At 64.8% G+C, this 20165-nt stretch carries 21 protein-coding genes; 11 read left to right on the top strand and 10 right to left on the bottom strand.

Going from position 1 to position 20165, the window contains the following annotated elements; all coding sequences use genetic code 11:
* Positions 1–48 precede the first annotated feature (48 nt).
* Positions 49–762 carry a DUF1868 domain-containing protein gene (locus B015_RS0109980; protein WP_018427546.1) on the bottom strand — a complete coding sequence of 238 codons (714 nt, stop codon included), beginning with the start codon at positions 760–762 and terminating at the stop codon, positions 49–51.
* A 117-nt stretch (positions 763–879) separates the two neighbouring features.
* Positions 880–1713: a LysR family transcriptional regulator gene (locus B015_RS30715; protein WP_018427545.1), complete on the bottom strand. Its 834-nt coding sequence runs from the start codon at positions 1711–1713 to the stop codon at positions 880–882.
* Positions 1714–1886: 173 nt separating this feature from the next.
* Here B015_RS30715 and B015_RS0109970 point away from each other — a divergent pair, with 173 nt between their 5' ends.
* Genes B015_RS0109970 through B015_RS0109950 form a run of 5 tightly spaced genes read left to right on the top strand, consistent with a single transcriptional unit; the run spans position 1887 to position 7095 of the window.
* Entirely contained in the window at positions 1887–2915 is a 1029-nt protein-coding gene (locus tag B015_RS0109970; RefSeq protein WP_018427544.1) for an iron ABC transporter permease, read from the top strand.
* The gene (locus B015_RS0109965) at positions 2912–3925 is read left to right on the top strand and encodes an iron ABC transporter permease (protein WP_018427543.1); all 1014 of its coding nucleotides are present in this window, start codon (positions 2912–2914) and stop codon (positions 3923–3925) included. Before B015_RS0109970 ends, B015_RS0109965 begins: the two co-directional genes overlap by 4 nt.
* The gene (locus B015_RS0109960) at positions 3922–4740 is read left to right on the top strand and encodes an ABC transporter ATP-binding protein (protein ID WP_018427542.1); all 819 of its coding nucleotides are present in this window, start codon (positions 3922–3924) and stop codon (positions 4738–4740) included. The genes B015_RS0109965 and B015_RS0109960 overlap by 4 nt, the downstream gene beginning before the upstream one ends.
* Positions 4737–5693, top strand: a complete 957-nt coding sequence (locus tag B015_RS0109955) for an ABC transporter substrate-binding protein (protein ID WP_018427541.1) — start codon at positions 4737–4739, stop codon at positions 5691–5693. Before B015_RS0109960 ends, B015_RS0109955 begins: the two co-directional genes overlap by 4 nt.
* Before the next feature lie 4 nt (positions 5694–5697).
* Entirely contained in the window at positions 5698–7095 is a 1398-nt protein-coding gene (locus tag B015_RS0109950) for an MATE family efflux transporter (protein WP_198292852.1), read from the top strand.
* 70 nt (positions 7096–7165) lie between these two features.
* On the opposite strand, the gene B015_RS0109945 is transcribed toward B015_RS0109950, so the two are convergent.
* The 3 genes from B015_RS0109945 to B015_RS0109935 all read right to left on the bottom strand — a co-directional run bounded on the left by B015_RS0109945 (position 7166) and on the right by B015_RS0109935 (position 9573).
* Positions 7166–7615 (bottom strand): hypothetical protein, encoded by a 450-nt coding sequence (locus tag B015_RS0109945; protein WP_018427539.1) that lies wholly within the window; start codon positions 7613–7615, stop codon positions 7166–7168.
* Between the two features lie 159 nt (positions 7616–7774).
* Positions 7775–9109: a GAF domain-containing protein gene (locus tag B015_RS0109940; RefSeq protein WP_018427538.1), complete on the bottom strand. Its 1335-nt coding sequence runs from the start codon at positions 9107–9109 to the stop codon at positions 7775–7777.
* A complete protein-coding gene (locus B015_RS0109935; RefSeq protein WP_018427537.1) occupies positions 9106–9573 on the bottom strand; it encodes a hypothetical protein in 468 nt (155 codons plus the stop codon). Before B015_RS0109935 ends, B015_RS0109940 begins: the two co-directional genes overlap by 4 nt.
* 138 nt (positions 9574–9711) lie before the next feature.
* On the opposite strand from B015_RS0109935, the gene B015_RS0109930 reads away from it, so the two are divergent.
* On the top strand, positions 9712–10410 hold the full coding sequence (locus tag B015_RS0109930) for a hemerythrin domain-containing protein (protein ID WP_018427536.1): 699 nt from the start codon (positions 9712–9714) through the stop codon (positions 10408–10410).
* A gap of 84 nt (positions 10411–10494) precedes the next feature.
* Here B015_RS0109930 and minE read toward each other — a convergent pair whose 3' ends face one another.
* The 3 genes from minE to minC are packed head-to-tail and all read right to left on the bottom strand — an operon-like array spanning position 10495 to position 12280.
* A complete protein-coding gene (minE, locus tag B015_RS0109925; protein ID WP_018427535.1) occupies positions 10495–10764 on the bottom strand; it encodes a cell division topological specificity factor MinE in 270 nt (89 codons plus the stop codon).
* Positions 10761–11576, bottom strand: a complete 816-nt coding sequence (gene minD, locus B015_RS0109920; protein WP_026227099.1) for a septum site-determining protein MinD — start codon at positions 11574–11576, stop codon at positions 10761–10763. The genes minE and minD overlap by 4 nt, the downstream gene beginning before the upstream one ends.
* 17 nt (positions 11577–11593) lie before the next feature.
* Positions 11594–12280 carry a septum site-determining protein MinC gene (minC, locus tag B015_RS0109915; protein ID WP_018427533.1) on the bottom strand — a complete coding sequence of 229 codons (687 nt, stop codon included), beginning with the start codon at positions 12278–12280 and terminating at the stop codon, positions 11594–11596.
* A gap of 240 nt (positions 12281–12520) precedes the next feature.
* On the opposite strand from minC, the gene B015_RS0109910 reads away from it, so the two are divergent.
* Both B015_RS0109910 and B015_RS0109905 read left to right on the top strand, forming a co-directional pair.
* Positions 12521–13225, top strand: coding sequence for a lysoplasmalogenase (locus B015_RS0109910; protein WP_040456127.1), 705 nt, complete (start codon positions 12521–12523; stop codon positions 13223–13225).
* Complete coding sequence (locus tag B015_RS0109905) at positions 13206–14630, top strand: aldehyde dehydrogenase family protein (protein ID WP_018427531.1); 1425 nt, start codon at positions 13206–13208, stop codon at positions 14628–14630. The genes B015_RS0109910 and B015_RS0109905 overlap by 20 nt, the downstream gene beginning before the upstream one ends.
* A 21-nt stretch (positions 14631–14651) precedes the next feature.
* Here the strand turns inward: B015_RS0109905 and B015_RS0109900 are convergent, their stop codons facing one another.
* Positions 14652–15431, bottom strand: a complete 780-nt coding sequence (locus B015_RS0109900; RefSeq protein WP_018427530.1) for an AraC family transcriptional regulator — start codon at positions 15429–15431, stop codon at positions 14652–14654.
* 131 nt (positions 15432–15562) lie between these two features.
* Between B015_RS0109900 and B015_RS0109895 the strand changes: the two genes are divergently transcribed.
* The gene (locus B015_RS0109895; RefSeq protein WP_018427529.1) at positions 15563–15985 is read left to right on the top strand and encodes a VOC family protein; all 423 of its coding nucleotides are present in this window, start codon (positions 15563–15565) and stop codon (positions 15983–15985) included.
* A 60-nt stretch (positions 15986–16045) separates the two neighbouring features.
* Here B015_RS0109895 and B015_RS0109890 read toward each other — a convergent pair whose 3' ends face one another.
* Positions 16046–17782: a hypothetical protein gene (locus B015_RS0109890; protein WP_018427528.1), complete on the bottom strand. Its 1737-nt coding sequence runs from the start codon at positions 17780–17782 to the stop codon at positions 16046–16048.
* A gap of 419 nt (positions 17783–18201) precedes the next feature.
* Here B015_RS0109890 and B015_RS0109885 point away from each other — a divergent pair, with 419 nt between their 5' ends.
* Entirely contained in the window at positions 18202–19170 is a 969-nt protein-coding gene (locus B015_RS0109885) for a YeiH family protein (RefSeq protein ID WP_343123001.1), read from the top strand.
* An 18-nt stretch (positions 19171–19188) separates the two neighbouring features.
* The gene (locus B015_RS0109880; protein ID WP_018427526.1) at positions 19189–20076 is read left to right on the top strand and encodes a LysR family transcriptional regulator; all 888 of its coding nucleotides are present in this window, start codon (positions 19189–19191) and stop codon (positions 20074–20076) included.
* Positions 20077–20165 lie beyond the last annotated feature (89 nt).

Raw genomic sequence — 20165 nt, 5'->3', positions numbered from 1 at the left:
CGAGGCGCCACGCTCGCGGCCGAGCCATTGCCTCGGCAAACGCATAGGCTATTCAAACACCAGCAGTTCGCAAAAATGGTTCATGTCCTCGAACGAGCAGAAGGCCGGCGGGTCGAGTTCAAGGATCGGCATCTTCCGCCTGATATCTCCGGCAACCTCGTCCAGCATGACCTGCCAGCGCGGCAGCGCGTCGTTGTCCAGCCAGTCGATGGCGTAGGCGAAGGTGATGTGGAACGGATAGTCGTCATGATCTGGATGGCGGTAACCGAGCAGGTCTGCGAGTGCGTCGCGCCAGGCGCGCATTGCCTTGCGGTCACGCTCGCTCGCGCCATCGACCAGCAGGCCAGACGGCCGCGCATGCGTCACCTCGACCTGGAATGGCTCGAAGACGGGCAGCGTCTCCAGCCGCTCGGCCATGATGTCGGTCATCTCGTCGACCGGCGCGTCGAGAGCGATGCCCTCAGGCCAGAAGCCGGGCTTACGGCGATACTCGATGATGCCCTGGAACAGCGTCATGTGCAAACTGGTGATCGGCGTGAAAACGAATTGCTGGGCTTCGGGCATGGCGAGATATTTGTCGCGCGCCTCGACCAGTATCTCCTGCGTCAACGACCCCTTCGTCACGTGGCAGACAATGGTGTTGCCGGGCTCGGGCAGGAAGCCGCCGGTCCTGAGGTAGCGCGTGCCGAGATGCGGCGGCGGGGCCGCATTGCGCCCCCCGGAATAGGCAAGCAGTTCAGGGGAAAGGGAAACTGTGCGCATCGCTGACGGTCCGTGGTTCAAGCTCCACTTGCCCTAGCGCCCAACCGCGACCGCCGGATGACAGCCCGGCCACTTCCCGACGCCACGCCGCCAGATTCGAAGAAAAGCGGAAACACACTAGGCGCGATACAGCCACGACATGAACTGCGTTCCAAGCAGGCACGGCTTGTCTGCGGACACCGTATAAGCGCCCACCAGTGCCGAAATTGCCGGGCACAGCGCCACCAGCCTTCCGCCTGCCAGCTCGTCCTCGACGAAAGCGGGATTGGCCTGCCCGACGCCCAGCCCCGACAGGCAGGCGTCGATCGCGGCCTCGTCGGTATCGAAGGTCATCGCCCCGGCACGCGGGTGGAACGCCACGCCCGCGGCCGCGCACCATCGCTGCCATGACCAGGCGTCCGCGGTGTCGAGCAATACCGGCATGCCCAAAAGCGTGTCGACGTCCAAAACGGCAGCCCTTTCGCCCAGGAGCCGCGGCGAGCAGACGGCGATTGTCCGGTCGAGCAGGACCGCGCCTTCGAACGAAGACATGTCCGTCCCACGCCGGTAGCCGATGGTCAGGTCGGCCACCTCGTTTCCCGGCTTCTGCTGCGAACGGAACGACAGGTCGGCTTCGGGACAGTCCTGTCGGAACGAGGCGATCCGAGGAATGAGCCAGCGCTGGGTCAGCGTGATCGGTGCCTGGACGACAAGCCCCCTGCGGCGCGGGGCAATCTCGCGCATGCCCGTCTCGACCAGCGCCAGCGCCTCCCTGGCACGCGCCAGGAAGCGCTGTCCGCTCTCGGTCAGCGCGATCGCGTTGTGGCTCCGCTGGAACAAAGGCGTGCCCAGCCCCTCCTCCAGCGTCTTGATCTGGCGGCTGACCGCGCTCGGAGTGAGGCAGAGCTCCTCCGAAGCGAGTGTCAGGCTGCCTGTGCGGGCGACCGCGACGAAGGCCGGCAGCGTGTTCAAAGACGGGAATCTGGAAGGACCTGCTTGAGTTATTTGCATGCCGGCTTGCGAAGTTTTCGATTGCAGATCGGGGTTGTCTGGGCAATTTGCCATAAAACTTGAATATTGTCCTCATCAATAAACGATCCATCAATGCACGCGATGTGCCGTCACCACGAAACCGACCGGGCGTCATGACGTCGCTGGCAGCAGCAGCCGTTGCAAGGGATGTTGCCGGGCGCGGCCGCCTCGGCCTGGCAAGCCTTCTCCTCGCCGGCATGGTCGTTCTCGTCGGTCTGGCCTTCGCTGGACTGTTCGTCGGCGGCGTGCAGACCCCGGTCCGCGCTGTCGTCGACGCCCTGCTCGGAACCGCAAGTGGGCCGGAAGCGGCAATCCTGTGGAAGCTGCGTATTCCGCGCGAGTTGCTGGCGATGCTGGCGGGTGCGGCCTTGGCGTGCTCGGGCGTGGTCATGCAAGGCGTTTCGCGCAACGCGCTCGCCTCCCCCGACCTCACCGGCGTGCTGACCGGCGCGAGCTTTGCCATCGTCGTATTCTACGTCTTCGCGCCTTCGGTTCCCGCCGTCGTCCACCCGTTCATCGGCCTGGCCGGAGGCCTGCTTGCAGGCGGAACAAGCCTGGTCATTGCCTCGGCCGGCGGGCTCTCCCCGGTCAGGCTGGCGCTTGCCGGGTCGGCGGTTGCCTTCTTTTGCGCCGCCGGCATCACCACGGCGCTGGTCCATGCCGGCCCGACCGTTGCGTCGGTGTTTTTCTGGCTCACCGGCGGCCTTGCCGGGCGCGGCTGGCAGCACCTGACCATCCTGTTGCCCTGGGCGGTGGCCGGTCTTGCCGCCTGTATAGCGCTTGCCAGGCCACTCGACATCCTGGCCCTGGGCGATGACGCGGCTGAGACGCTGGGCCTCAACGTCCGCTTCTGGCGGCTCGTGGCCGCCAGCACCGCAACAGTGCTGTCGGTCGGCGTCGTCGCCGTCGCAGGTCCGATCGGCTTTGTCGGCCTCTGCGTCCCCCACATCGCCCGCAGTCTTGTCGGCGTCCGGCACACAGCTCTGCTTCCGGCCTCGGCCATGCTCGGCGCCATCACGCTGCTTGCGGCGGACACGATGGCTCGCACGCTCGCCGCACCGCGCGAACTGCCGATAGGCGTACTCACAGCCATTGTTGGCGGTCCCTTCCTTATCCACCTGATCTGGAGGAAGACCGCATGATCAGGCTGCCTTTCTGGCCGACGGCGGTCGCTGCCGCATCGACGCTGTTCGTCTTCGCACTGCTCGCCACACTGTTCGGCGCGGCCGATCTCGGCCTGCAGAACAGCTTCCATGCCCTGGTCTCCGGCACCGGAGACGACACCGGCATCTTGTGGAACATCCGTCTGCCGCGTGTCGCAGTGGGCCTGCTGGTCGGCGCACATCTGGCCGTCGCCGGTCATCTTCTGCAGCAGGCGACCCGCAACCCGCTGACTGACCCAAATGTGCTGGGCATTTCGGGCGGCGCGATGCTGGCGGTGATGATCTACCTGCTTGCTACAGTCTACTGGAGCGCAACCGACGGCAGCAAGCTGGCCTCCTATCCGGTGGCGCCCCTGCCCTTCGTGGCGCTCGCCGGCGGTCTTGCGGCCGCGACGCTGACCTATCTGATCGCCTGGCGCCGCGGCGCAGCGCCCTTGCGGCTCGTGCTTGCCGGCATCGCCGTCGGCCTGACCTTCCAGGCGCTCGGGCTCGGCATCTTCGCCGCCTGGGGGTCGACCCGCATGGAGACGGTGCTGCTGTGGCTTTCGGGCAGCCTCTATGCCCGTGGGTGGGAGCATGCGTTGCATCTGCTGCCATGGACCGTGCTCGGCTTCGCCGTGCTGCCGCTGATGGTGGCCAAGCTTGACCTGCTGTCGATCGGCGACGAGGCCGCACGCACGCTCGGCATCCATGTCGGCGCCATCAGGCTTTCGGCCGTCGCTCTGGCAACGGTGCTCGCCTCGTCGGCGGTCGCCATTGTCGGCCCGCTCGGCTTCGTCGGCCTGATCGTGCCTCATGCCGCGCGCCGGCTGGTCGGGCCATCCCTGGCAAGGTCCCTGCCGATATCCGCCCTGCTCGGCGCCGGCCTGGTGACGCTAGGCGATCTCATTGGCCGCGTCGTCGCCCCGCCTGCCGAAATCCCGGTCGGGGCCGTGACGGCTCTGATCGGCGTACCTATCTTCCTCATGCTTCTGGGACGGCGGATATGACCGGACTTGTGTGCCGCAATCTCAGCCTCGGCTATGGCCGTCGCCCCGTCTTGCAGAATATCGACCTGACGGTGCCCGAGGGCAGCGTTACCGCCTTGATCGGCGCCAATGGCAGCGGCAAGAGCACGCTGCTGCGAGCCATGGCAGGCCTGCTGCGGCCGGAGAACGGCACTGTCAAGCTCGATGACAGGCCTCTCGCTGCCTGGCCTCGCAAGCAGTTGGCGCGCCGGCTGTCGTTCCTGCCGCAGGAGATGATCGATCCGCCCGAGATCACGGTTGCCGAGCTTGTCGCCTATGGCCGCCATCCGCATCGCGGCCTGCTCGGGCGTGCGACGGCCAGCGACACGGATGCGATTGCCCGGGCCATCGCGGCAACGGACATGACGCGCTTCTCCGACCGGATGCTCGTCACCTTGTCGGGTGGCGAAAGGCGGCGGGCCTGGATCTCGATGGCACTCGCGGTCGAGGCGACGATATTGCTGCTCGACGAGCCGACGACATTTCTCGATATCGGCCATCAGTTCGAGGTGCTGGAGCTGGTGCGGGAGATCAACCGCACACACGGCATCACAGTGGTGCTGTCACTGCACGACCTCAACCAGGCGGTGCGGTTCGCCGACAACCTTGTTGTCGTCGATCGCGGCACCATCGTCGACCAAGGCGCGCCGGCCGTGGTCCTGACCGAACGCCTGCTTTCCGAGACCTTCCGCGTTTCCGCAACAATCGCTCGCAGCGAAAACGAACCACCAATGTTCGTCGCCACCGGTTCGATCAAATCACCCTCCTTTGGCCATCCTGAAAGGACTTCGCCATGAATCGCAGGAACTTCCTGATCCAGTCGACCGCCGTCGGCCTGCTCACCTTGCTGGCAGGAGCCGCACGAGCCGCATCGCGCACCATCACCGACGACCGCAACGTCGTTCTCAACCTGTCCGACGATGCCAAGCGGGTTGCCGCCATCTCCTATTTCGGCGCGGATGTCGCACTGGCGCTTGGCCTTACCCCTGTGGCCACCACCTACATGGTCGAGGGGCGCAACCCCGACCACCTGCTCGACAAGCTCGAGGGCGTGGCCAAGATCGGGCAGCGCGCCAGCCCCAATCTCGAGCTTCTGGCACAGGCTAAGCCGGACCTGATCGTGGCGATCAAGCGCTACACCGAGGCCAATGCGGCCAAGCTGGAGCAGATCGCCCCCTATCTCGCCGTCAGGCTCGAAACCCCTGACGATGCCGATCGCGACCTGTTGCTGGTGGCGGAAGCGCTGGGCAAGAAAGCGGAGGGCGAGAAGCTCGTCGCCGACTATCATGCCGAGTTCGACGCCCTGGTTGCCAAGGCGCCCAAGGATCGCGGCATCAAGTACCTCTATTTCTACGGCTCCGGCGAAGCGCCGTGGACGTTCTACGAGGACGACGTCACCGCCTCGATCCTGACCGCGCTCGGCGGGGTCAATGTCGCAGGTAAGAACCCAACGCCCGAGGTGCCCGACAATACCGCTTTCGAGATGAACCTCGAGGCCATGCTGGTTGCCGATCCCGATGTCATCATCGTCTATGACTACGGCCCCGACCGCCCATTCGAGACCAACCCGATCTGGTCGTCGCTGCGCGCGGTCCAGCAAGGCAAGGTCCACTTCGTGAAGGATCACTGGATCGAATCACACGGCCCGATCGCCCGCCGCGTGGTGATCAACGAGGCTGCGGCCATCCTCTACCCTGACGTCTTCAAGGCCGAGGATCCGCGTACAATCGCATCCCGCATCCTTGGCTGACGGCGTGAACGAGCGTTCCCTCGGTGTTGGCGCAGGCAGGCCTTCGGGCCTGCCTGCGATTGTACGCGATTTCCGCCACATACTCGAACTGGCGGTGCCATTGGCCCTCACACAGCTTGCCCAGGTCGCGATCTCGACGACGTCGATCGTCATCCTGGGCCTGCTCGGGCCGGCCCAACTCGCCGCTGGTGGGCTGGCGATTGGACTGTTCAACCTGCTGCGCACGATGGGCGTCGGCTTGGCCGTCGGCACTGCCAATCTGGTGGCCGAAGAATTGCGCGGCGGCGGCAGTACAGACAGGATCGCACGCTACACCGCATCCAGCCTGCAGATATCGACAGTCGCCGGCCTGCTCGCGATTGCTGCCATGACCCAGGTCGAACCGGTCCTCGTCTTCTTCGGCCAGTCGCCCGACATCGCCCGAAGCGCGCAGATCTACCTGCTGGCGACTTGCCTCGGCATCCTGCCCTGCCTGTGGTTCAACGCGCTGCGCAGCTTCACGGTCGGATTGCGACGCCCTGGACCGGTCCTTGCGATCACCGTCCTGTCGATCGCCGTCAACGCTGCGCTGGCATTTGGGCTGGCGACCGGCACCTTCGGCCTGCCGCAATTGGGAGCGGCCGGAATAGCGCTGACGGCAGCCATCGTGCATCTCGTCAGCTTTGCGGTCCTTTTCGCCCATATCCTTCGTGCACCCGCCTATCGTTCCTATGGCTTTGTCCGGGCATTCTTCGGCTTCGACCGCCATGCCTGGCGGCGCACCCTTTCGCTCGGACTGCCGACTGCCGCCGCCTATGGCTCCGAGGCCGGCTTCACGGTCGCCATCGCGCTGTTCATGGGCACCTTCGGCGAAGCGGCACTTGCGGCACATAACATCGTCAACCAGGTCATCTACATCGCGTTCATGCTGGCGATCGGCCTGTCGCATGGAACGTCGGTGGCGATCAGCGAGGCCCAAGGTGCGGGACGACATGACCTGCGCCGCCGCTACGGCGCGATAGGCGTAAGCCTGGGACTGGCGACGATGGCGCTGATCGGCGCTGTCTACCTGCTGGCGCCTGAGGCGATCCTTGCCCTGTTTTCCGCCGGCGGTGGCCTGCACGGTGTAGCAACGACAAATATTGCGATGCATCTGCTCGTCATCGCCGCAGTCCTGCAGCTGTTCGATTGCTCTCAGAACATTGGCGTCGGGCTCATGCGCGGCCTCGGGTGCGCGCGACTGACGCTTGGGCTGACATTGCTCGGCTACTGGGTAATCGGATTACCGGCAGCATGGTCGCTCGGCCAGGCAATGGGTCCCACCGGCGTTTGGTGGGGCCTGTGCGTCGGTCTCGCTGCAACGGCCATCCTGATCCTGGGCAGCTTTGAAAGGTTGACGCGGAAAAAGGCGACGGCGGACTGACCTAACCGCTTGCCCACTCTAAGCGGCCGTTCGCGACCGGCTAGGGGCCTGGCTACCTCTGTGCCGCAACTCAGCAGCGCCTGATCATACCGCGCCGGGGGCACCGCCTCGGGCCGCCTGCGCTCTGGTCTGCCACGGCTGGCCCAGCGTCCGCATCGGTGATGCCGTAGCGCTTGTAGAACTCGGCGTTGTCGCGCTCGACCTGTTCGCGCATCAGCTTGTCATGACGAATGATCATGGCATCGCGCGCGGCCCTGCCAGCGGTCGTGGTGACGAGGCTGCCTGCGCCCATCGGTATCATCGAGGCCGCAGCACCAGCGACCCCTTGCGCAGTTCCCAGCGCAGCCGCTTCCCCCATCATCTGCTTTTCCAGCCTGCGTGTGTCGTCGGAGAAGGCGGGGCCTTCGAAGCTCGACTTGGTAGGCGTGGTGCAGGCGCTCAATATGAAAGATGCTGCGATGCCCAGTCCGAACCGGCCGATCGACCAGCCCTCGCCTCTTGTCGGTGTGCTGCCGGCCATTCGCCAACCTCCCGGGAGAACCGAAAAACGGTCGGCGCCGTGGCAGACGATCGGCCGCCAGCCCTCATCTTTACGCTGGGATCGAAGCCACAGTCTTGGACGCTACGGAACTGCCTATGCCAGAAAGGAACAAGCCGGAGGTGGCCGCGTCGGCGCCGTTCACCCCACCTCGATTTCGCAACGCCCCGCGCATTCCAGCCGCACCTGTCCGCGCACCGGCCGCACGATCTGGATCGGCCCGCCCCGTTCCTCCAACCGCCGGCGCAGCAGGATGAGCCGGGTTTCGAGATTGTCCTTGAAATCGGGCAGCTGCAGCGATGGCTCACGGCGAAGCGCGCGGTTGAAGAAGTCCGCCTGACCGGTGGCGAGGAATGCAGAAATGAAATGATGCAGCAGCCGTCCTGACAGCCCGCGGATGATGTATTCGCCGTCGAAGAAGACACCGCCGTCGCGCGGAAAATAGCGTACATGCACCGGCCGGTCCGCCGCAGCCCGGGACGAGCGACCGCTGATCTGAGGTTCAGCCGTGCTTTCGGGACGCTCCTGTTCGGCAAGCAGCAAGCTCGTGGCGAGCTGGTTTGCCACCAGCGACAGTGCCTCCTCGTCATTGTGATCGAAGGCATAGCTTCTTTCGGATTCGACGAAGAGCACGCCCATAAGCCGGCCCCGCACCAGCATCGGCACAGCAAGCTGGCTGCGCGGCTCGGCCAGCGCCGGAAACGGGATCGGCGACACAACCTCGCTGCCTGCGGCCTCGCGCACGGCCGAGGCATAACGCTGGCCACGTCTGAAGTCGCTGATGCGCAGCGGCCGCCGGCTCGACGCGGCGAGCCCCGCCGTGCCTTCGCCCACCGCCACTTCGGAGCCGAAGCCGAATGTCGAGTAGCCGCGGCTGGCGATGGTGCTGAGCCGTGCGCCCTCGCCGTCGGGCACCAGCACCATGGCGTTGCCATAGCCAAGCAGTCCCTGCAGTTCTGCCAACGCACAGTCGAGCATCAGCTCGGTGTCGACCTGTGCCGAAATCACGTTGCAGATGCGTGCCGCGGCAGCGAGGTGGTGGTGCTGTGGCTGGCCGGCTTCCTTGGCGCCAGGCACTGCAGGCCCGAAGACCGGCCGACAATCCTCGACCTCATAGATGTCCAGGCTGCGCAGCTTCATGATCTCGCCCATGCCCTGCTGGGCGCTGGTAACGGTGAGATGAGCAGCGACCCGGTCGAACAACTCGCCTTCGCCGACCGCATTGGTGAAACGCAGGTGGAGAATATGCTGCTGCCCGGTGCGGCCATCGACCACCATCACGGTTGCCATGCCGCTGTGGCGGACATTCTCCGATGTCTTGGAAAAGAACTGGTTGGAGAGCGCCACATGGCGCTCGTCGACATAATGCACATGCGACAAATAGGAGATGTTGGGCATGCCCCTGGCATCGGTGGTGGCCACGACCGACGGGATGACGCCTTCGAAGGCGTCGCGGATGCCCCAAAGTCGGATCATGACTGCACCAGCCGCGCGCCGGCACCCGGCCCTGGCGTCTGCACGAAAAGATCGGTGGGAACGAAGCTGATGCAGACAAGGTCCCAGTCGGTCAGCGTGTGTGACAGCTGAACCCTGTTGACGCCGAGTTCGCCCATCACCTCCAGCATGCGTTCGACATAAGCCCGGCCCCGTGCCTGCTCGTCCTCCGACACGGCCGCCACGTCTTTGATCCAGCCCTTGACCTGGTAGGCGCGATAGTCGTTCGGGCGTACCAGGGTGACCGCAACCGGCTCGCCCTGCACGGCATGGGCCACCACCTCCGGCCACAGGCTGGCATTGACCAACACGTCGAAGCGTCCCGTCGCCCGATCGAAACGAACGCCGGACCCGCGCGCAATATAGGCGCGGCCGGCGCTGTCGCGCGTCGACGCAAGGATCATAAGCGGACCTTCGATGAACGCAGCCACATCCGCGCCGATCATCACACCCTCCGGGATCGTTCGAGCACCGATAGCAAAATATTAGGAACGACAGGAGGTGCTTAGGAAGCTTTTAGGGAGCGCAGCACACGCGACAGTCGTAGATGGCGACACATCGCAACCCGCTCACGGAGCAAGATCATGACCGAAAGCCTCGCCGCCATTCCCGATCTCCAAGGCCGCTACGACATCTACGGCCCCATCCACAAAGGCCTGCGCCGGGCGCAATGCGACCTGCTCGGACGCCTCGGCAGCGCCGATTTCAGCTCACCCCAAACCGCATTGCTGTCGGACCTCAGGGGCCTGCTGATGCTGGCAGCCTCCCACGTCCAGCACGAGGACCGCCACATCCACAATGCGCTGAAGGAGCGCGGTGCGATCTCCGTCGAGCGGCTCGACGACCAGCACGACGACCACCGCAAGACCTTTGCCGAGCTGGAGGCGCTCGCCACCACAATCGAAAAGGCACCGGCAAACGAGCGGCAGGCGCTGGGGCGGCGCCTCTATCTTGCCTTCACCGCCTATGTTGCGCACGACCTCGAGCACATGTTCGAGGAGGAAACGGTGGCAGCCCCCCAACTGCTCGCCTTGTTCAGCGACGCCGAACTGATGGAGATCGAGACGCGCATCGTCGGTTCGCTGCCACCGGAGAAATCGATGGCGTTCATGCAGATCATGATCCCGGCGGTGCGCCCAGACGAGCGCGCGGCGATGCTCGCCGGAATGAGGCAGCAGGCGCCGAAGGAAGCTTTTGATGCAGTGATCGAGTTTGCCGCGCGGCCGAAGCTTTCGGCGCCCGAATTCGCCGATCTCGCCAGGCGGCTCGAACTGACCGCCTGAGAGGCCGCCGGGCGGTCTTAGCCCCGCCTTGCGGCGAGCGGCAGCGTATTGGGGCGCTGCCGCTCGTGTTGTCCAGGCGGCAAGCTAGAGCGCGGCCGCCGCCTTGATTCCGGAATTCGGAATGTGGATGTCGATTTCCAGCGTCGAGGTGGTCGCACCCCGATCCATGGTGATCTTGACGTCGTCCTGGCTGACCTGGACGTGCTTGGCGATCACGGCAATGATCTCTTCGCGCAGCACGGCAACGAGATCGGGCTGGTTGCGGTTGTTGCGTTCATAGGCGAGCAGCACCTGAAGGCGCTCACGCGCCACCGGTGCACTGCCGCCACGCTTGAAGAATTCGAGTAGTTTCATGCCACTCTCCTTCCCAGAAGACGGTTAAGGAGACCTTTCTTCTCCACCGGTGTGACCATTGGCACATCCTCGCCCTGGAGGCGCTTGGCAGCGTCGGCATAGGCGCGGGCAGCCGCGTTGGTCGGCTCGTTGAGCGTCACCGGCGAGCCTACATTGGAGGCGCGCAGCACGCCCTGGCTCTCGGGGATGATGCCCAGCAGTGGCACCGACAGGATTTCCAGCACATCGGCGATGCTCAGCATCTCGCCACGCGCCGCACGGCCGGCGTCATAGCGGGTGACCAGCACGTGCTTGGTAACGCTCTCACCCTTTTCGGCCTTCAGCGTCTTGGAATCGAGCAGGCCGATGATGCGGTCGGAGTCGCGGACCGAGCTCACCTCGGGATTGGTGACGATGACGGCCTCGTCGGCGAAGCGCATGGCAAGCTGGGCACCGCGCTCGATGCCTGCCGGGCTGTCGCACAACACATAGTCGAACTTTTCGCGCAGCGTCGCGATCACGCTGGCCACGCCTTCCTCGGTCAGCGCGTCCTTGTCGCGCGTCTGCGAGGCCGGCAGCAGGAACAGCGATTCGACGCGCTTGTCGCGGATCAGCGCCTGAGACAGCTTGGCCTGGCCCTGGGTGACGTTGACGAGGTCGAACACCACGCGGCGCTCGGCGCCCATCACCAGATCGAGATTGCGCAGGCCGACGTCGAAGTCGATCAACACCACCTTCTTGCCGGACTGGGCCAGAACGGCGCCCAGGGCAGCCGTCGAGGTCGTCTTGCCGACCCCGCCCTTGCCAGATGTGACGACCACTACCTTGCCCATGCTATTGTCTCCGTTCATCAGTTGAGGGGCGCGACCAAAATGGCATTGTCGTCCAGATGGGCCTGGATCGCCTTGCCGCGCATCGACGGCTCCATGTCCTCGGCGGTGCGGTACCAGCCGTCCACCGCCAGAAGTTCAGCCTCGTTCCTGCGGCAGAAGATGCGCGCGTTGCGGTTGCCCCAGGCGCCGGCAAAGGCGCGACCGCGCAGCGTGCCGTAGACGTGGATCGAGCCGCCGGCGAGGATTTCGGAGCCAAAGCTGGCCGAGCCCATCACGATGACATCGCCTTGCGGATGCACGATCGACTGTCCCGAGCGGATCGGCTGGTCGACGATCAGCGTGGTCGACGCCTGCGGCTCCGGCTCGACGGGTGCTGCCTCCTGGGCCTGCTCCTCCTCGATGAAGGTCTCCTTGGCGCCGACCAGCAGCGGCGGCAGGTCATGCCCAAGCGAATCGATTCGCTTGCCTTCGATGGCGTAGGTGCGGATGCCGCGGTCGGCGAGTTGCGCCACAAGGGCAGCGATCTCGTCCTTCGCAGGCTTCAGGGCATTGAGGTCGAGAACGACGGGCCGGCCCTTGAAAAAGCCGGGAGAATTCTGGATCCAGCGGTCGAGATCCTGCAGCCATTCGTCGAGCGGCGCTTCGGGCACGAGCGCGAAGGCAACGAAGGAACGGGCGCGAAAGCGGATGGATTTGTTCTGCATTTGGGGCGGTGCAAATCACTGGCGGGGCTTCAAGAAGGGTCGCGGTGTAGGCGATGGTGAACGAAACGTAAACTGCAATTCGCCTTACAGCGCGTAATGCGCCGAGCGTATCGCATTTGCGCAACGGCCCGATGACCCCGGCCCTTGGCCACATTCCCGCACCTTACGTACAGGTAACTGGACAAACCGCCGAAAACATTGGCTTATCCTGTCATCGGCAGCACGAGGGGAGCGCGCGGCGTGGATACAGTGACTTCCAGACGCAGCAACACGGCAATCTACTGGCTGTTCGCCATCTCCGCGGTTCTGGCCATCATCGGCAGCCTGGTCGCGCCCGACAACACCTCGCCCTGGCGCTGGCTGCATTACCTGACCAAGCCGACCGCGACGCTGCTTCTGCTTGTCGCCGTGCTCCGTGGCATGAGTTCGCGCGCCTATGGCGTGCCGATCGCCATCGGCCTTGCCTTTGGCGCGGCGGGCGATTTCTTCCTCATGCTGCCGGGCGACTATTTCCTTGCCGGCCTCGTCGGCTTCCTGCTCGCCCACTGCGCCTATATCTGGGCGCTGACCCGCGATGCGAGGTTCGGCGGCAACGTCGCGATCTTCGCGCTCTTCGCGGTCGTCGCGGTGGCCGTCTTCGCCGGACTGTGGTCGCACCTGCCCTCGCCCATGCGGATGCCTGTGGTGATCTATGCGCTGGTGCTCACCACCATGGCCGCCCAGGCGCTGTCGCGCCATCGCCAACTCGCCGGCACGCAAGCGCAGCGGGCGGCTCGCCATGCGGCGATCGGCGGCCTGTTCTTCATGGTCAGCGACACCATGCTTGCCTATGGCCGCTTCCGCTGGAACATTCCCTACAATGCCATCTGGGTGCTCGGCACCTATTATGCCGCGCAGTATCTCTTCGCCCGGTCGACGGAAAACGATGCTGAAGCAAAACGATAGCCAGCCCGAGCTCAGGGCAACCTTCGATGCGCTGCGTGCCACCTGGCTCGAGACGCGGCCGACATATGCCCAGCGCGTCCAGGACCTCAAGCGCCTGCAGAGCGCCTTCAGCCGGCGCCTGAACGAGATGGCCGAGGCCATCAGCGCCGATTTCGGCCATCGCTCCCGGCACGAAAGCCTGCTGGGCGAAGGCAGCGTCGTTCTGTCGGAAATCAAGCACACGCTGCGCAAGCTGAAATCCTGGATGCGGCCCGAGCGCCGCTCGGCCGGCTGGAAGCTTTTGCCTGCAAGCGCCGAAATCCGCCACGTACCGCTCGGCGTCGTCGGCATCATCGCGCCGTGGAACTATCCGGTGAACCTTTCGCTCGCGCCGCTGGTCGCGGCCATCGCCGCCGGCAACCACGTCTTCCTCAAGCCGTCGGAGCACACGCCGCGCACAACGACCTTCCTGCAGTCGCTGCTGGCAGACGTCTTCCCTTCATCCCGCGTGGCGGTGGCGCTGGGGGGCGCCGAGCTGTCGGCGGCCTTTTCCGAACTGCCCTTCGACCATCTGTTCTTCACCGGCTCCACCGCGGTCGGCCGTAAGGTGATGGCTGCCGCTGCCCGCAACCTGACACCCGTGACGCTCGAGCTCGGCGGCAAGTCGCCGGCCATCGTCGCCCCCTCGGCCAATCTCGAACGTGCCGCCCGTCGCATCGCCACGGGCAAATTCTTCAATGCCGGCCAGACCTGCATCGCCCCCGACTATGTGCTGGTATCAAGAGAAAAGCGCGACGAGCTCCTCCGCCTCATCAAGCAGGAAGTCAGTGCCCGCTACAACGACCGGAAGGGCTTCGACGACTACACCTCCATCGTCAACGACAGCCAGTTCGCCCGCCTGAACGGCCTGCTCGACGACGCCGCGGTGCAGGGCTTCGAACTGACCCCGCTTGTCGACGCCACTTCGCTGCCGCCAGCTCGCGAGCGCCTGATGGTCCCGACAGCAGTGCTCGATCCCACGCCCGACAGCGCCGTCATGCGCGACGAGATATTCGGGCCGATCCTGCCCATCATCGGCTGCGGCTCGCTCGACGAGGCTATCGCCTATGTCGTGGAGCGTGACCGCCCGTTGGCGCTCTACGGCTTCGGCGACGACAGGGCCGAGATCGAGATCATGTTGTCGCGCATCGTCGCCGGCGGCGTCTGCATCAACGACACGCTCTACCAGTTCGCCTGCGCAGACCTGCCCTTCGGCGGCGTCGGCGCCTCGGGCATGGGGCACTATCACGGCCGCGAGGGTTTCCTCACCTTCTCCAAGGCAATGCCGGTCCTGCGCAAATACGAGCCCTCGGCCAGCGACCTGATCCGCCCGCCCTACAAGGGCCTTACCGACTGGCTGGTGCGGCTCGTGACCAAGCTGCACTGAGACCACTGGGCTTGCGGACGGCTACGACCGACCGAAGCCGACCAGCCGCTCGAACTCCGCCGGCGTCCGGCATGTGAGACGGCGGCTTTCGCGAACCAGATGCGCCTGGTCGGCATAACCGGCCTCAACGGCCAGCATGGCGGGCGATCCATGGCTTCTGCGCTTCAGATCGAGATAACGCTGGTAGCGCAGGATGCGGTCGAGCGTCTTTGGGCCGTAGCCGAAACTCTCGTCGAAGCGCCGGCGCAGGGTGCGTTCGCTCATTGCCAGCGCCCGTCCGAGCCACGGGATCAGCGGCGCGCCTGAGGGCGGACCGGCCTCGATCAGCTTGTAGGCGGCACGCATGGTCTGGTCTGTGAGAGGCGTTTCAGGCATGGCGCGGGCAATCGCAGCCTGCAACGAAGCAACGAGCCCCAGTGCTTCGGGCGATCCGACCCCGCCATTCATGCGGCGTGCCTTCCGTCCCCAGAGGTCATCCAGTGCCAGCCGCTGGCCCGCGATCTCGGTCGCGGGCATGCCCAGCCAGGCAGCAGCGGCGCCGGGCTGGAAACGAAACCCGACGACCATGCCCGTGTCTTGAAGATGCTCTGTCTTCGGCTCCCTGTCGGGGCCAGCGATACGGAACGCACCATTGATCCACTGCAGGTCGATGGTGCCGTCAGGCACAATGACCAGCGGCGGTACGCTATTTTTTTCCGGCAGACGGTGCATCCAGACCGCCGAGAAGACGTCGCCGAGATACGATGCCACCGGCATCTCGGTGAAATCGCCCGCCGACTGTGCCGGCACCGCCTCGCTCAAGCTGTCTTCTCCCGAATCCTGCCTGCCGTAACTTTGGCCGGAATATTCAATCCGGCAACGCAGGCTGATGCGAAAACCCTGTAACTGCGGCACAAGGACATCCGCCGCCGCGCAACACAGGACCGCACATCATGAAACCGAGAATAAGCGTCATCACCCTCGGCGTCGACGACCTCGACACATCGCTCGCCTTCTATCGCGACGGCCTCGGGCTCGCCACCGACGGCATCATCGGCACAGAGTTCGAGCACGGCGCCGTCGTCTTCATCGATCTGGAAGGTGGCATGAAGCTGGCGCTGTTCCCGCGCGGCGACATCGCCCACGACGCCGGCATCGCAAAATCAGATCGCAGCCCGACCGAGTTCACACTTGGCCACAATGTCGCCGGTGAAGCCGAGGTCGACGCGGTCATGGCGCAGGCACTGGCCGCCGGCGCGCGGCTGGTAAAGCCGGCGCAAAAGACCTTCTGGGGCGGCTATGCCGGCTATTTCCAGGATCCCGACGACCATCTCTGGGAGATCGTCTACAATCCCGCTTTCCTGCCCAAGGAGTGATTGCCCCAGATGACACGGACCGGCCGCGAGGCCGGTCCGAAGTTTGTCGCTGTCGTCCTGTCAGCCCCGGGGCGGCCAGATCTGGTCGCTGGAGCCCATTTTCGGTTCACCCAGCAGCGGCGTCTTCAGTGCATGCACGCCACCGACCGAGAACAGCCAGATGATGTTGCGATCATATTCGGTGAAGACTGCGAAGCTGGCATTGTCGAAGGTGTAGTCGGGCATCTCTGAAGTCGTGGGGAAGCGTGGCACGAAGTAGCCCGCGATCTTCGGCTGTGCCGGATCCTTGACGTCGAAGATCTGCAGACCGGCATTGTAGAAGGCGTAGGGTACTACGCCGTCGCGACCATGGCCCGGCTGGTGCGTGGTGCCCGAGCGCTTCGGCCCGAAGCTGCCCTTGCGCTGGCAATAGTCGGTAAACTTCGCCTCCTTCGGCGGCGTCGGCCGCGGGAATGTTGCCACCACCTTCGGCTGTGCCACATCCTTGGCGTCGATCACCAGCACGTCCTTATAGGGCTCGTAGCAGTTCGAGTTCATCGGATAACCGTTGGCGAAGACATAGCCGGTGCGGGCGTACTGGCTGGTGTCGACATTGTCGAATTCGGTGCCGGCGAAGCTCGGCGCGATGCTCACATGCCCCTTCATCTCCGGCTTGTCGGGGTTGGCGAGGTCGAAGGTGTAGAGGCCGAGGCCGCCCATCGCGCCGAAGGCCACCTTGCCGCCCTTTTCGACCGGCGTCGGCAGGAATGGCGGCATGCGCGAGCCCATCCATGACGTCCGGTTGCCGGCCCGCGGGTTCATCAGATAGGCGTCCTCGCTCGCCTTGTCGCCGACCACCTGGCCGGGAACCGTGACCTGGCTGACGAAGACGGGATTGGCCGGATCCGACATATCCCAAACCTGATAGCCCGGCGAATGCAGATAATCGGGGTATTCGGTCAGCGCGTAGGTGTCGTCAGGCGCCGCCGACAGATACATGTATTTGCCACCGAACCAGGCGGGCGCGTCGAGCGAACCCGAGCCCTCTTGCTGGCCGATGGGCGCATCGGGGTTCTTCCTGTCGGTCGTGCGCGTTGCGATCAGCTTCCAGTCGTCGGGCGTCGGCCCGTTCATCTCATAGACCTTGAAGCCCTTGAGCGAATTGTACTTGCGCAGCGTCTCGACGATGTCGGGCTGGGTGCGCTTGTTGTCGAGGATGCCGAAGCGACCGATCTCATAGGAGGCGACGACGACGTTCTTCTTGAGCGTCTCGCTCCAGGCAATGGTAATGCCACCGAAATAGTCCTCGACGGTCTTGGCGTCCCAGTCCTCGTTCGAGCCTTCCGGTCCCCACACGCCGCCCTTGGAATAGACGACCTTGGCCTTGGCCGGGTCGGTGATGTCGAGCACGCGCATGTAGTCGCGGTCGTGCACATACATGTAGCGCTTGCCGTCGAAGTCGGCGACGTCGGGCCAGGCATGCCAGGGTGAGCTGATATGCGGGTAGAAGGCTATCTCCTCGACATTCTGGCTGTAGGTCTTGTCGTCCCACGCCTCCAGCTGTCCGGGGAATGCCGGGCTGCCGCCCAGCGGCGTGGCGCGCGGCGCCCTGAAGGTGCCGTCCTCCGACATGCCGTAGTCCTTGCCGGGCTCAAGCGCCGGTGGCGCCTTGTCGTAGGTCAGCGCGTTCCACTGCTTGAGATAGGGGTCTGTGATGTTGATCTCGGTCGGCACCTTGCTGCCCCAGTCGGCAGCTACAGCCACACCCGTCGCCAGCGCCAGTATCGAACAGCCGAGCAAAATCCGTTTCGCCACCATCACGTCCTCCTCCTGATGTCATGAGCGGACCATCCCGAAGTCCGCGCGACGCCGCCTGCATCGCAACCCCAGAAGAGAAGTGTTCGGCTTGGCCGAAAAGTGAATTTTGCGAACGCAGCTATGAGTGTTTCGCATAGCCATGCATACGCCATGACTTAGCATGCGTACCTCGCCTTCACGCGCACAAACCGCCGCCGCGCGCGAGGCATTCCAGTCTCGCCCGAAATCATTCGTCTTGATCGAACAATCCATCCAAAATTACGCGTTGGATCGATTGAAAGCCGGCGCATAGCTTGCACCCGGAAATACGGGACCAAGCCATGAACGCCATCGCCAGGAACGAAACCAGCAACGCCGTCGCCATTGGCTCGGCAAAAGCCACCAGGCGCACCGGTGGCTGGAGCAAGCATGCCCGGCTTCTGTCCGGCCTCGCCCTCACCGCAACCATAGCCGCCCTCGCCTTTGCATTGCGCCATTTGCCTGGCTTTAATGCCTTCAGCCCGATGATCCTCGCCATCGTCATCGGCATGGCCTTCCACAATCTTGTGGGCACACCGGTCAGTGCCAAGGCGGGCGTCGCCTTTTCGATGCGCAAGGTGCTGCGCTTCGCCATCATCCTTCTTGGCCTGCAACTGACCGCAGCCCAAGTTGCCGAGGTCGGCGTCGGCGGTGTTGCCCTGATCGCCGCGACGCTGGTCTCCACTTTCGCTTTTACGCTGTGGCTCGGCAGGCTGATCGGCGTCGAGCGCCCATTGGCAGAGTTGATCGCCGCCGGTACCTCGATCTGCGGCGCATCGGCGGTCATTGCCACCAACACCGTCACCCGCGCGCCCGACGAGGACGTCGCCTATGCGGTCGCCTGCGTCACCGTGTTCGGCTCCATCGCCATGTTCGGCTACCCGCTGCTCCAAGCCGGCCTCGGCCTCGACGCCCATGCCTACGGCCTGTGGACCGGCGCCTCGATCCACGAGATCGCCCAGGTCGTCGCCGCTGCCTTCCAGGGCGGCCAGCAGGCCGGCGAGTTCGGCACCGTGGCGAAGCTCACCCGCGTCATGATGCTCGCGCCCATGGTGATCACGCTCGGTCTCGCCGCGCGTGCCCGTACCACTGGCAGCGGCCAGCAGGCCGGCGGCGCCCCCATGCCATGGTTCGTACTCGGCTTCGTCGCGATGGTCGCGCTCAACAGCGTCGTCACCATCCCCCCGGAAGCAAAAGCCTCGATCGTTACCCTCACCACCTTCCTGCTCACCATGGCGCTTGCCGCAATGGGTCTGGAGACCGACTTCCGCAAGCTCCGGGCAAAGGGCGTCCGTCCACTCTTTCTTGGCCTCGGCGCGTTCCTTTTCATCGCGACTTTCAGTCTAATGGCGGTCAAGCTACTGGGCTGACGCATCAAAGGGGCGACCGTGACACTCGAACAGCTCAGGATCTTCGTCGCGGTTGCCGAGCGCGAGCATGTCACTCGGGCCGCCGAAGCGCTGAACCTGACGCAATCCGCCACCAGCGCCGCCGTCGCCGCGCTTGAGAACCGCTACCAGGCACGGCTGTTCGACCGGGTCGGGCGGCGCATCGTACTCACCGACGCCGGCCGCATTTTTCTTACCGAGGCGCGCGCCGTGCTTGCCCGGGCCGAGGCTGCCGAAATCGTGCTCGCCGATCTCGCCGGCCTGAAGCGCGGTTCGCTCAAGCTGGCCGGCAGCCAGACGGTCGCCAACTACTGGCTGCCCAGCCTCGCCCACAGTTTCCGCCGGGATTATCCGGGCATCGAGCTCGGCATGGTCATCGCCAACACCGAGGCGGTGGCGACTATGATCCATGACGGCTCGGCCGACCTCGGCTTCGTCGAAGGCGACGTCGACGACCCAGCGCTCGCCGTCGAGCCGGTCGGCGAGGATGAGCTTTTGCTCGTCACCGCCCTCGACCACCCCTGGATCGCAAAGCCGCCAAACTCTGCCCGCGATCTGCGCGGTGCCCGCTGGATTTTTCGCGAGCCCGGTTCCGGCACCCGCTCCAATTTCGAGGCCGTATTGTCCAGCCTCGGCGTTACCCCCGGCAGCCTCGACATTGCGCTTGAACTGCCCTCCAACGAGTCCGTTCGTTCGGCCGTCGAGGCGGGAGCGGGCGTCGCGGTCATGTCGCGACTGGTGGCCGAAGGCGCGCTCAAGGCTGGCTCGCTGGTCTCCATCCCCTTCGCCCTGCCACGGCGCCGTTTCTTCTCGCTGCGCCACAAGGAGCGTTATCTCACCCGCGCCGCGCGCGAATTCCTTGCCCTGGCGACAGGCCAAGCCAGCTGATTTCAGCGAAATCGACCCGACAAGAACAATACCAGTTTAACACCTGAAAAAAATTCTGCATAAAGGGGCGACTTTCCACAGGTGGCTCC

Origin of the sequence: Hoeflea sp. 108 (genome assembly GCF_000372965.1) — a bacterium.
Lineage (GTDB): Bacteria > Pseudomonadota > Alphaproteobacteria > Rhizobiales > Rhizobiaceae > Aminobacter.
Note: the sequence above shows the minus strand (reverse complement) of the source record. Positions and strands in the feature narration are given on the sequence as shown.